This window comes from Chryseobacterium geocarposphaerae, from assembly GCF_002797535.1.
Classification (GTDB): domain Bacteria; phylum Bacteroidota; class Bacteroidia; order Flavobacteriales; family Weeksellaceae; genus Chryseobacterium; species Chryseobacterium geocarposphaerae.
This window is the reverse complement of record NZ_PGFD01000001.1, coordinates 1,408,344-1,421,733: the sequence shown is the minus strand read 5'-3', so window position 1 is coordinate 1,421,733 and position 13,390 is coordinate 1,408,344. Positions and strand designations below refer to the sequence as shown.

8 protein-coding genes are annotated in these 13,390 nt (G+C 37.1%); all 8 read left to right on the top strand.

What is annotated here, in order from left to right:
* The first annotated feature begins 21 nt into the window (after positions 1-21).
* The 8 genes from CLV73_RS06280 (at position 22) to CLV73_RS06245 (ending at position 13,287) form a co-directional block, all read left to right on the top strand.
* A complete protein-coding gene (locus CLV73_RS06280) occupies positions 22-1,410 on the top strand; it encodes a glucoamylase family protein (protein WP_100375995.1) in 1,389 nt (462 codons plus the stop codon).
* Between the two features lie 134 nt (positions 1,411-1,544).
* Positions 1,545-2,252, top strand: a complete 708-nt coding sequence (locus CLV73_RS06275; RefSeq protein WP_100375994.1) for a carboxylesterase family protein — start codon at positions 1,545-1,547, stop codon at positions 2,250-2,252.
* A 62-nt stretch (positions 2,253-2,314) separates the two neighbouring features.
* Positions 2,315-4,642 (top strand): beta-glucosidase BglX, encoded by a 2,328-nt coding sequence (gene bglX / locus CLV73_RS06270; protein WP_100375993.1) that lies wholly within the window; start codon positions 2,315-2,317, stop codon positions 4,640-4,642.
* A 111-nt stretch (positions 4,643-4,753) separates the two neighbouring features.
* Entirely contained in the window at positions 4,754-5,164 is a 411-nt protein-coding gene (locus CLV73_RS06265) for a hypothetical protein (RefSeq protein WP_100375992.1), read from the top strand.
* A gap of 123 nt (positions 5,165-5,287) precedes the next feature.
* Positions 5,288-7,015 (top strand): CocE/NonD family hydrolase, encoded by a 1,728-nt coding sequence (locus CLV73_RS06260; protein ID WP_100375991.1) that lies wholly within the window; start codon positions 5,288-5,290, stop codon positions 7,013-7,015.
* Positions 7,016-7,126: 111 nt separating this feature from the next.
* Positions 7,127-8,554 (top strand): adenylosuccinate lyase, encoded by a 1,428-nt coding sequence (gene purB / locus CLV73_RS06255; protein ID WP_100375990.1) that lies wholly within the window; start codon positions 7,127-7,129, stop codon positions 8,552-8,554.
* Between the two features lie 57 nt (positions 8,555-8,611).
* Positions 8,612-9,562, top strand: a complete 951-nt coding sequence (locus CLV73_RS06250) for a WG repeat-containing protein (protein WP_100375989.1) — start codon at positions 8,612-8,614, stop codon at positions 9,560-9,562.
* A gap of 29 nt (positions 9,563-9,591) precedes the next feature.
* Entirely contained in the window at positions 9,592-13,287 is a 3,696-nt protein-coding gene (locus tag CLV73_RS06245; RefSeq protein WP_100375988.1) for a phosphoribosylformylglycinamidine synthase, read from the top strand.
* The last annotated feature ends 103 nt before the right edge of the window (positions 13,288-13,390 follow it).

Below are 13,390 nucleotides of genomic sequence, written 5' to 3'. Positions count from 1 at the left end.
TATTTCGTAAAAAATGATACAATGAAAAGGATACTATTACCCATCATTGCAGCATCACTATTTGCCGTTTCCTGCAAGAATTCTCAAAGTGCCAAACAAGAAGCTTCAAAAATTGAAGCTGTAAAAAGCAATATTACCGACGAACAGCTCATGAACAGGGTTCAGAAAGATGCTTTAAAATATTTCTGGGATTATGCGGAGCCCAATTCAATGTTGGGAAGAGAACGCTATCACGAAGACAATATCTATCCGGATAATGATAAACACGTTGTTACAACGGGTGGATCAGGATTTGGTTTAGCAACAATATTGGTGGGAGTTGAGCGGGGCTTTATTCCTAGGAAAGATGCGGTGAAACGATTGACAACCATGATGGATTTTCTGGCAAAAGCAGACCGTTACAAAGGAGCTTGGTCACACTGGATCAATGGAGAAACCGGAAAGACAGTTCCTTTTGGAAAAAAAGATAATGGCGGAGATTTGGTGGAAACAGCATTTCTTACTTCAGGAATTTTAATGGTTCGTGAGTATTTCAAAAACGGAAATGCTGAAGAAAAAGCGCTGGCTAAAAAATGTGATGAGCTTTGGAAGGGAATTCAGTGGAACTGGTATACAAAAGGCGGTGAAAAAGTCCTTTACTGGCACTGGTCTCCGGAATATCAATGGGAAATGAATTTTCCGCTTCAGGGGTACAATGAGTGTTTGGTTACCTATATTCTGGCTGCATCCTCGCCTACTTATTCTATAGACGCGGAAACGTATTATAAAGGATGGACAAGAAACGGAACTTATCTTTCAGATAAAGAAAAATACGGACTTCCGATGTATGTTAAACATAACGGAGCGGAAGAGTATGGGGGTCCTTTATTTTGGGCGCACTATTCCTACATTGGCTTAGATCCTACGAATTTGTCCGATAAATTAATTAAAAACTATTTTGATTTAAATAAAAATCAGGTCCTTATTGATTATAAATATTGTGTCGAAAATCCGAAAGGCTGGAAAGGCTATGGACCCAATTATTGGGGATTAACGGCAAGCTATTCGAGAAATGAAAATGGAGGAGTGGGTTATGATGCGCATTTTCCGCAAAATGACCGTGGTGTCATCACTCCGACTGCGGCACTGAGTAGTTTCCCGTATTCGCCAAAAGAATCTATGGATTTCCTGAGATTTATGTATACTCAAAAGCCTGAATTTATTGGCTCTGCAGGACCTTATGATGCAACTTCAATCAATTATAACAACTGGACAACACCAAGGTATTTGGCAATCGATCAGGGAACAATCGCTCCGATGATTGAGAATTACAGGACAGGATTTTTATGGAAACTATTCATGAATGCTCCTGAAATACAGCAAGGACTAAAGAAGTTAAGCTTCAAATCTGAAAAGTATCATATTAAATAAATAGTTTTTTAGAAGCTTAATCCCGCTTTCCGCTATATCTTTTTTGTTACGGGCTCCGTTTCACTCCGCCCGCAACAAAAAAGGATGCCGTTGCAATCGGGGCTAATTAAAACCAACAAACCTGAAATATTAAAATGAAACTAAAACTAACCCATTTACCGCTTTTACTTCTGCCGCTGTCACTGAGTCTCAATGCTCAGGAGGTTAAGGCGGAATTAAATAAAGAAGTTACGAGAAAGGAAAAGATCTCTTACATTCTTGATTATCCTCAGAAATCAAAAGGAAACGTTCCTTTGATTGTATTTCTTCATGGTTCCGGTGAAAGAGGAAGTAATTTAGAACTCGTAAAAGCACACAGTCCATTTACATACAAACATCTGATAAAGGAACCTGTGGCTATTTTGGCTCCTCAATGTCCGGAAAATACCTGGTGGGATACGGTCACGGTTTATCATTTGATTAAAGAAATTCAGAAAAAGTATAAGATAGATGCTTCCAGAATTTACCTTACAGGACTTTCCATGGGAGGTTGGGGAACATTGAAACTGGCGATGGAGCATCCTGAGATGTTTGCTGCGGTTGTTTCAGTTTGTGCACCTACAGATCGGGTGATGTATGCGAATATTGATCAGTACAAGAATTTAAATATGAAAATTTTTCATGGCGGAATGGATGATGTGGTTTTGCCTGAAAACGCATTCAATTTTTACCAAAAACTTCATCCGGTTAATCCATCTGCGGAATTGACAATTTTCCCGAATGATAATCATAATTCGTGGGATTCGACATATTCCAATCCAAAATTGTATGAGTGGATGCTGTCAAAAAAGAAAAATAATTGATATAGAGTTAATTATTCATAAGAATTAATAAATATAGAAAGATAATTAAAGAAGATAGATTTATGAAAAAGTTAATTGTAATCGCCACCTTAGCATTGGCACCTGTGTTTTCGGCACAGGAAATGGTAACGAAGCCCGTTCAGTCGTATCAGACAGCCCAGTATCAGGCTAAAAAGAAAGCCTTTGTAGATAATCTCCTGTCTAAAATGACGCTGGATGAAAAAATAGGTCAGCTTAACTTGCCGAGCTCAGGGGATTTTACCACAGGGCTGGCTAAAAGTTCAGATATCGGGAAAAAAGTGGAGCAGGGCTTAGTGGGCGGACTATTCAATATAAAAGGAGCTGAGAAAATCAGAGCAGTTCAGAAAGTAGCTGTAGAAAACAGCCGCCTGAAAATTCCTTTGATTTTTGGAATGGATGTTATTCACGGTTATGAAACGACTTTCCCTATTCCATTGGGGTTAGCCGCTTCCTGGGATATGAACTTGGTTCAGCAGTCAGCGAGAGTAGCGGCAAGAGAAGCTTCTGCTGATGGGATTAACTGGACGTTCTCTCCGATGGTGGATATCTCTCGTGAACCAAGATGGGGGAGAGTTTCTGAAGGTTCCGGTGAAGATCCGTATTTGGGTAGTGAAATTGCTAAAAATATGGTGTATGGTTACCAGGGAAAAGATCTCTCTATCGGAAATACGATCTTGGCTTGTGTGAAGCATTTTGCATTGTACGGAGCAGGTGAAGCGGGAAGAGATTACAATACGGTAGATATGAGCCATGTGAGAATGTTCAACGAATATTTTCCTCCTTATAAAGCGGCAGTTGATGCAGGGGTAGCTTCTGTAATGGCTTCCTTTAACGAGGTTGATGGAGTTCCGGCAACGGGAAATAAGTGGCTGCAGACTGATGTTTTAAGAAATCAATGGAAATTTAAAGGTTTTGTCGTTACTGATTATACAGGAATCAACGAGATGGTTGACCACGGAATGGGAGACCTTCAGCAGGTTTCAGCTTTGGCCCTAAAAGCAGGTGTAGATATGGATATGGTAGGTGAAGGATTTTTAACAACTTTGAAAAAATCTTTATCGGAAGGAAAGGTTACACAGGCTGAAATCGATATGGCAGCACGAAGAATCCTTGAAGCTAAATATGATTTGGGACTGTTTGATGATCCTTATAAATATGGAAGTGCAAAACTGGCAGAAAAAGAGGTTTACAATTTGGAAAACCGTAATATCGCAAGAAGTACGGCAGCTCAGTCAATGGTATTGATGAAAAATGAAAACCAGGTATTGCCTTTGAAAAAATCAGGTACAGTTGCGGTAATAGGACCATTGGTAAACAATTCACTGAATATGGCAGGAACCTGGAGTGTGGCTACAAAACACGCAATTTCTGTTAATTTAATGCAAGGTTTGCAGGCAAATTATGGTAAAGAAGTAAAATTCCTTTCTGCTAAGGGCGCGAATATTGATTATGATGCAAAATTAGAAGATATTTATGCAGCGCATGGTAAGAAAACCGACAGAGATAACCGTTCAAAGGAGGAGTTACTGAAAGAAGCGGTTGATATTGCAAAAAAATCAGATGTTATCGTTTTGGCCATCGGAGAATCAGCAGAAATGAGTGGAGAGTCTTCTTCAAGAACGGAGATTACGATTCCCCAGTCTCAGGTAGATTTGTTAAACGAATTGAAAAAGACGGGGAAACCAATCGCAATGGTGCTTTTCACCGGTCGTCCTTTGGCTTTAACGAATGTAAAAGACACTCCTGATGCGATCCTGAATGCCTGGTTTGCCGGTTCGGAAGCAGGAAATGCAATTGCAGACGTTCTTTTCGGAAAAGTAAATCCTTCAGGAAAATTACCGATGACATTCCCAAGAAGTTTAGGACAGGTTCCGATTTATTATAATGCTAAAAATACAGGTCGTCCGTTAGATCAGGCATTGGTTGATAAATGTGAATATCAGAGGTTCCGTTCAAACTATATGGATGAATGTAATACGCCTTTGTATCCGTTCGGTTATGGATTGAGTTATACAAAATTCGATTATTCTGATGTTACAGTTTCCAACGCCAATCCAAAAGGAAATCAAACGATTCAGGCTTCCGTTACAGTGACTAATTCCGGAAACTACGATGGAGCAGAGGTTGTTCAATTATACATCAGAGATATGGTAGGAAGCATCACGAGACCTGTAAAAGAATTGAAAGGATTTCAGAAAGTAATGTTGAAAAAAGGAGAATCTAAAAAGGTTACCTTCAACATTACTCCGGAAAGCTTGAAGTTCTACAACGGAGATTTGAAGTACGACTGGGAACCAGGAGAATTTGATATTATGATTGGTACGAATTCTTCCGATGTGAAACATTCTAAAATCAACTGGACAAAATAATTTTTTATAAGCCGCTCAATTTGAGTGGCTTTTTTTGTAACTTAGAAAGAACGTAACTGATACCATATTTTGGCATAATTTTTACCAATAAGAAAACAAAAAAAATTAGATATGAAAAAAACAATTTTATTGGGGGCAATGTTCATTGCTTCTTTAGTGTTTGCACAAAAAACTCCTGTTGTGGGAGGAGATAAGGATATTCACGGCTGCAAAGGTTCTGCGGGTTATACCTATTCACAGCTCAGAAATGACTGTGTAAGAGTTTTTGAACAGAAAATAAAGCTGAAAGAAGTGAATTCAGACAAAGGCTACACCACATCAACGGCGGTTATTTTCAGTAAAAATATGAGCAAGGCTGAAATTTTTATTCCGGATGGAAGCGCAAACAGTATTATTCTCGACAGACAGGGAAAATCTAAAATCTGGAAAAGCGGAAAACACATTAAAGACAGCTATGTTTTGGTTCCGTACAAGAAAACAGGATACCAGATTAAAAAAGATAATGTAGTAATCTACCAGTAGTAATCAGAAATAACAGAAATAAATTGAAGCCATTCGTATGAATGGCTTTTTTAAGTAAATAGTAGATGTAATAAGATGTTTTTTTGATTTGTTATTTATATATATGATTTAATCTTGAAAAACATGATAAAATATTTGCTGATAATTTTTTTAAGTATTCCTGTTTTAGTGTATACCCAACAATCTGATCCGAAAGAAAATGATTACAATATTCAGGATAGTGTAATGATCAAAATGAGAGATGGTGCAACGGTTTCTGCGATTGTTGTGAGAAAAAAGAATATTGAACTTCCGCTTCCTGTTATTTTTCAATTCACAATTTATGTCCGGGATAAGGATCGTGATCTTCAGAGCCTGAAAGATGCGGCCGACAGAGGATATGTAGGCGTGATAGCCTACACAAGAGGAAAGAGATACAGTCCAAATAATATTTTTCCGTATGAGTTTGATAGAAATGATGCTTATGATGTGATTGACTGGATCAGTAAGCAAAAATGGTGTAATGGAAGTGTCGGCATGTATGGGGGAAGTTATAACGGGTTTACTCAGTGGGCAGCTTGTAAAGTACTGCATCCTGCCCTTAAAACTATTGTACCATATGTTGCCAACAGACCAGGGATGGGATTGCCAATGGAGAATAATATTTTTATAAATCCAAATTATGAATGGGCTTTTTATGTCGCAAACAATAAATATCTCGATACTGAAACGGGAAACGACCGGAAACGATTTAGAGAAATGATGTTTAGATGGTGGGAAACAGGAGTTGCCTATAATAAAATGGATAGTATTGATGGAAGTCCCAACAAATGGTTTCAACGTTGGATTGCACATCCTGATTTTGATGAATACTGGCAAAAAATGGCTCCCTATAAAAATGATTTTAAACAGATTACTATTCCTGTTCTGGCCATTGACGGCTATTACAATGATTCGCAGAATTCTGGACTTTATTATCTCAGGGAATTACAAAAATATAATTCCAAGACTCCGTTTTATTTGATTATTGGTCCATACGGACATTTTGGAACGCAGCGCGGAGGAGAAAAAATTATTAATGGATATAAGGTAGACAGTGTTTCACTTTTTGATATTAAAAAAATTACTTACGATTGGTTTGATTATGTTTTAAAAAACGGGAAGAAGCCCGACATCCTCAAAAACAAAATAAATTATGAAGTAATGGGGGATAATGAATGGAGAAGTGCTTCTTCGTTAGAAAATATGCATAATGATTTCCTGAAATTTTATCTTTCGAATACAAAGCGCAAGGGATATTATTTCTTAGATCCCAAAATGTCTCTTAAGAATACGTATCTGATTCAAACGGTGGACTTTGCCGACCGTACAACCAGCAACAACGATTATTATCCGGATCCCATAGAAAAGGATGAAATAAACAAAAGCAACGGATTTGTATTCATGAGTGATCCAGTTAAAAAATCAATGATCATCAATGGTTCTTTTTTAGGAGAACTTAATATTTCAATTAATAAAAAAGATGTGGATCTTGGGGTGACATTGTATGAATTAACTCCCGAAGGAAAATATTTCCACTTATCCTATTACATTGGAAGAGCCAGCTATGCGAAAGATATTACGCAAAGAAATCTGCTTGAGCCGGATAAAAAAACTTCAATACAATTCACAAACACCCATTTAGTGAGTAAACGAATTAAAAAAGGAAGCCGGATTGTGGTGGCAATTAATGTTAATAAAAATCCATTTTCACAGATCAATTACGGAACAGGAAAAGAAGTAAGCTCCGAAACGATAAAAGATGCATCCGAACCTTTAATTATTAAATGGTACAATGATAGTTATATAAAAATTCCGGTTTTAATTGACTGATACATTTTTGAAAACAATTGTTCCTGTTTTTTTAATAAATTTAAACATCAATCTCATTTTCAACTCTCGCTGAAAAACCGTATTTTTGCATATCTAAAAGTAAAAGAAAGAATGAATTCCTACAAAAATCCATTGGAAGAGCGCTACTCCAGTGAAGAAATGTTATTTAACTTTTCACACAATAACAAATTCCGTACTTGGAGAAAGCTTTGGATAGCTCTTGCTGAAATTGAAAAAGACCTTGGACTTGAAATTACAGAAGAGCAGATCGCTGAATTGAAAGCTAATGCAGAAAACATCGATTATGATAAAGCAGCAGAGTATGAGAAAAAATTCCGTCATGATGTAATGGCTCACGTTCACACCTATGGTGATGTGGCGCCTTCAGCAAAGGGAATTATCCATTTGGGAGCTACTTCAGCGTTTGTAGGAGATAATACAGATTTAATTCAGATTCGTGACGGGCTTTTAATTTTAAAGAAAAAGTTGGTTAACGTAATGAAAAATTTAGCAGATTTTGCTATTCAGTATAAAGATTTACCGACTTTAGGTTTCACTCACTTCCAGCCGGCTCAGTTAACAACTGTCGGAAAAAGAGCCACACTTTGGTTACAGAGTTTAGTTCTTGACATCGAAGAGCTTGATTTCTTCCTGGAAACATTAAGATTCAGAGGGGTAAAAGGAACTACCGGAACTGCGGCAAGTTTCCTTGAGCTTTTCAACGGTGATTATTCTAAAGTTAAACATTTAGATAAAGAATTGTCAAAAAGATTCGGTTTCGAAAAAGTTTTCGGAGTTTCCGGACAGACTTACGACAGAAAAATCGATGCTAAAGTGGTAGCTTTATTAGGAAATATCGCGCAATCTGCACATAAATTCACAAACGATTTACGTTTACTTCAAAATCTGAAAGAAATTGAAGAACCATTCGAGAAAAACCAGATCGGTTCATCGGCAATGGCTTACAAACGTAATCCAATGAGAAGCGAAAGAATCGGAGCGTTGGCAAAATATGTAATGTCTTTAACGACAAGTTCCGCGATGGTAGCTTCAACACAATGGTTTGAAAGAACGTTGGATGATTCTGCAAACAAGAGATTAACGATTCCTCAGGCGTTTTTAGCGGTTGATGCAATTCTATTGATTTGGAACAACATCATGAACGGAATTGTGGTGTATCCTAACAGAATTAATAAACATATTATGGATGAACTTCCTTTCATGGCGACAGAATATATCATCATGGAAGAAGTGAAAGCGGGTGGCGACCGTCAGGAAATCCATGAAGTGATCAGGGTTCATTCCATGGAAGCGTCTAAGCAGGTGAAAGTGGAAGGTAAGGAAAACGACCTTATCGAAAGAATCCTGAATGACGATTCATTAAAATTAGATAAATCAAAATTAAAAGAGGTTCTCGATCCTAAAAATTTCATCGGCTTTGCACCTATTCAAACGGAAGAATTCATTGCAAATGAAGTTCAACCGATTATTAATGCAAACAAAGATTTGATAGGACTGGAGGCTGACCTTAAAGTATAATGTAAGTATGCAGCTTTTTCGGCTGCATATTTTATTTTAACCGGACCAAATCAATTAATGAAAAAAATACTTTTAGCTATTTTATTAATGCCAGTACTTTCTTTTTCTCAGGAGAAAGAAGTGTTGAAGTATTTTAAATCAAAAGATTCATTGGTGGGAGTTAAAAATCAGGACGGAAAAATCATCGTTCCTGCACAGTTCAGAGTTTTTTCTTATTTGAAAGACGGAGAGCTGGTAAAAGGGGAAACCATTTATTTTGATGGTGATAAAAACGATGAGAAACCCGGAAAAAATGAATGGGGATATGTTGGAAATTTCCTCTACAGACCTTTCTTTTATGATAATGAGGCAGATTATTTCTCCGAAGGCGTAAGAAGGTTTGTTAAAAACGGGAAAGTTGGTTTCGTAGACAGAAACGGGACGGTTATTATTAAACCTGAACACGATTTTGTGTCACCATTTAATTACGGCTATGCCGCATTTTGTGATGGCTGTGACTGGGAAAAAACTGAAGACGAGCATAAGGCAATGGTTGGTGGAACCTGGGGTGTGATGAATTTTAAAGGAGAAATAATAAAGCCTGTTTCGAAATCTGAAAATACGATTGAAGTTGACGGAAAATATTATCCGAATCCATTCAAATATAACGAAAAAGAGAAGAATATTCTTCAGTTTTTTGAAAAACAAAATAAAAAGCTTTCAGAATTGTATTATGTAAATCATTATACAAAGTTATCTGAAAACGAAAAGAAATTATTCTTTGAAATCGTAGAAAGACCAAAAGAGAATTTTCCTTTTTACCAGGTAAATAGTTATGATTACAGAAAACTGGACGCTGGATTGATGTATGATTTCAAATTCCTGGTTGCAGAAAACGGCAAAAATATTTTTGCGCTGGATGATGATAATGAAAAGATTCTTTTTGAAAAATGGCTTGAGAATGAAAAGAAACAAGCCGAACAGTTTCAGAAAGAACATCCGGATCATCCGAATAAATTAAGTAAATAAGTCTAATAATATTTAATATCTGACATCTAATGTCTCAAAACAAAAGAATTTTCGTAGAAAAAAGAGGAATTTTCGATGTGGAAAGTCCAAAAATTTTTGATGAAGTAAAAGCGGTAGTTCCGTCGATCCAAAGCGTAAAAGTATACAACGTTTACGATATTTTTGGATTAAATGACGGTGAATTCGAAAAGGTGGTTAACAGTACTTTCGTGGATCCGGTTACTGATATTTTAATCGAGGAAAATCCTGCACAGGGAATCCACTTCGCCTTAGAATTTTTGCCTGGACAATACGATCAGCGTGCGGATTCGGCTCAACAGTGTATCGCTTTACTGACTGGAAATGAAAAGTCTAAAGTAAGAAGCGGAAAATTAATCGAATTTGAAGGAGTTTCCGAATCTGATTTAGCAAAAATCAAAGATCTTCTAATCAATAAAGTAGAATCTCAGGAAAAAGATTTAACGATTTTAGATATTCCTGCGGAAGAAGCACCTTCAAAAGTAATTGTTCACGAAAACTTCATCAATTTTGATGATGCTCAGCTTGAAGAATTCTTTAACAACCACGGTTTTGCATTAGGTTTGGATGACTTGAAATTCATTCAGGAATATTTTAAGTCGGAGAACAGAAATCCTACGGAAACTGAACTTAAAGTTTTAGACACGTACTGGAGCGACCACTGTCGTCACACAACGTTTGAAACAGAATTGTCAAATATTGAATTTGAAGGACAGTTCAAACATACATTGGAAACTATTTTCAATGATTACATCGAAAAAAGAAAATTCTTAGGACGCGAATTAAAACCCATCTCTTTAATGGATTTGGCGACAGTTTGCGGAAGATATTTCCATAAAACAGGCAATTTGGAGAACTTGGTGGTTTCTGATGAAATCAACGCTTGTACGATCCAAATCGAAGCTGAATACGACGGTAAAAAGGAACCGTGGTATTTATTATTCAAAAATGAAACCCACAATCACCCGACAGAAATTGAACCTTTTGGTGGAGCTTCAACGTGTTTGGGAGGAGCAATCAGAGATCCTTTGTCTGGGCGTTCTTTCGTTTTCCAGGCAATGAGATTAACGGGTGCTGCTGATGTGTTGGAATCTGTTGATAAAACATTACCGGGTAAATTACCCCAAAAAACAATTACAAAACAGGCTGCAAACGGATATTCTTCTTATGGTAACCAGATCGGTTTAGCAACTACAATGGTTTCTGAAATTTATGATGAAGGTTATAAGGCAAAAAGAATGGAAGTTGGTTTCGTTGCCGGAGCAGTTCCTGTGGATTGGGTAAGACGTGAAAAACCTGAAGCTGGTGATTCTATCATTATTTTAGGTGGTGCAACTGGTCGTGACGGAGTTGGAGGAGCAAGCGGAAGTTCGAAAGAACAAGACGAAACTTCGATTCACACGATGAGTTCTGAAGTTCAGAAAGGAAATGCCGTTGAAGAGCGTAAAATTCAGAGATTATTCAGAAATCCTGAAGTAACGAGACTGATTAAGAAATCAAATGACTTCGGAGCTGGTGGTGTTTCTGTAGCGATTGGTGAAATTGCTGATTCTTTGGAAGTTAATCTGGATGTTTTACCTTTAAAATATGAAGGTTTGAACGGAACGGAACTGGCTATTTCCGAATCTCAGGAAAGAATGGCAGTTGTGGTTGAACCAAAAGATAAAGAAAAATTCATCAAGTTCTGTGAAGCTGAAAATATTGTAGCTGTTGAGGTGGCAAAAGTGACAGATTCTGGAAGAATGCAGATGTTCTGGAAAGGCGATAAAATTGTAGATCTTTCAAGAGAATTCTTAGATACGAATGGTTGTTCAAAAAGTCAGGAAGTTAAAATTACTCACCTTAATGAAGTAAAAGAAGAAACTCCGTTATTCAACGAAGAGAACTTTTTGAAAATCTTAGGAGATAAAAATGTTGCTTCTCAAAAAGGATTGCTGGAAATGTTTGATGCATCGATTGGTGCGACTACGGTTGCGATGCCTTTAGGTGGAAAATACCAGCAGACTTTGATGGAAGGAAGTGTTCAGACATTACCGATCATCGGAGCAAAAGATATCGAAACGGTTTCTTTGGCGAGTTGGGGATTCGATGCGGAGATTTCTAAGCAGAATTCTTTGTTGGGATCTTCTTACGCAGTTGTAGAAAGTGTTGCGAAGATCGTTGCGATGGGTGGCGATTATAAAAATATCAGATTCAGCTTCCAGGAATATTTTGAGAAATTAGGTCAGAATCCTGAAAAATGGGGAAAACCTTTAGCTTCTTTATTGGGAGCTTACGATGCTCAGATTAATTTCGGATTGGCAGCAATCGGTGGTAAGGATTCAATGAGTGGAACGTATCAGGATCTGAATGTTCCGCCAACGTTGATTTCTTTCGCTTGTGCGAACGGAGAAAAGAAAAATATTATCTCCCCTGAATTTAAGAATGCAGGAAATAAAGTGTATTTCTTCAATCATATCGCTCAGGAAAACGGACTTCCGAATTATGATGCTTTAAAAGCTGTTTTTGAATTTATTTTCGAAAATATTAAAGCCGGAAAAATCGTTTCTGTGAAAACGGTGAAAGAAGGGGGAGTTGCAGTGGCTTTGGCAAAAATGAGCTTCGGAAACAGATTAGGTGCAGAAATTACAGTTGCTGAAAATGTTTTATTAGCGAAAAATATCGGAAGCTTAATCATCGAATCTAAGGAAGAATTGAGTTCTGTAAATCTTCATTTGATTGGAGAAGTTAAAGATTCAAATGTTATTAAAATTAATGATGTTGAATTCGCAATTGAAAAATTGTTAGCAGCCAATACAAACACTTTTGAGAATCTTTTCCCAACGATTGAAAAAGAAAAAATCACGGTTGAGATCGATGAAAAACTAAACTCGATCAACCCAAGAAATATTATCATTAAAAAACACGGAATCGCTCAGCCGAAAGTATTCGCACCGGTTTTCCCGGGAACAAACTGTGAGTATGATACGTTGAACGCTTTTGCAAAAGAAGGAGCTACAATCAGCAGTCTGCCTTTGATCAACATCAATCACCAGTTATTGGATGAAAGTATTGATGCTTGGGTAGAAGAAATCAAAACTTCTCAGATTTTAGCGTTCTCAGGAGGTTTCTCTGCAGGAGATGAGCCGGATGGTTCTGCAAAATTTATTGTGAACGTTTTGAAAAACGAAAAAATGAGAAATGCCGTTCACGAATTGCTTGATAGAGACGGAATGATTATCGGGATCTGTAACGGTTTCCAGGCATTAGTTAAATCAGGGCTTTTGCCTTACGGAAGAATAAAAGATCTGGATGAAAATTCTCCGACGTTGGCTCACAACGCGATCAGAAGACATATTTCTCAGATGGTGAATGTAAGAGTTGTGAATGACGAATCGCCTTGGTTGAAAGGAATGAAAGACCAGGTGTTCACGATTCCGATTTCTCACGGGGAAGGTCGTTTTATGGCTTCGGAAGCTGAAATTCAGAAGCTGTATGAAAACGGACAGATTGCAACGCAGTATTTAGATTTAGAAGGAAATATTGCTCACGGAATGCCTTTCAATCCAAATAATTCATTGTTCGGAATTGAAGGTGTTACCAGTCCGGACGGAAAAATTTTCGGTAGAATGGGGCATCCGGAACGTTTTGCAGAAGGATTGATGAAAAACATTCCAACTGCGAATTACCATAATATTTTCAAAAACGGAGTGGAATATTTTAAGTAAGATTTTGGATTTTAATAAATAGTTTAACGATTCAAATAATACAAATGATTGTCATTAAGGCAGTCATTTTTGCATTAAATATGAATTCTGTATTATTTTCAAA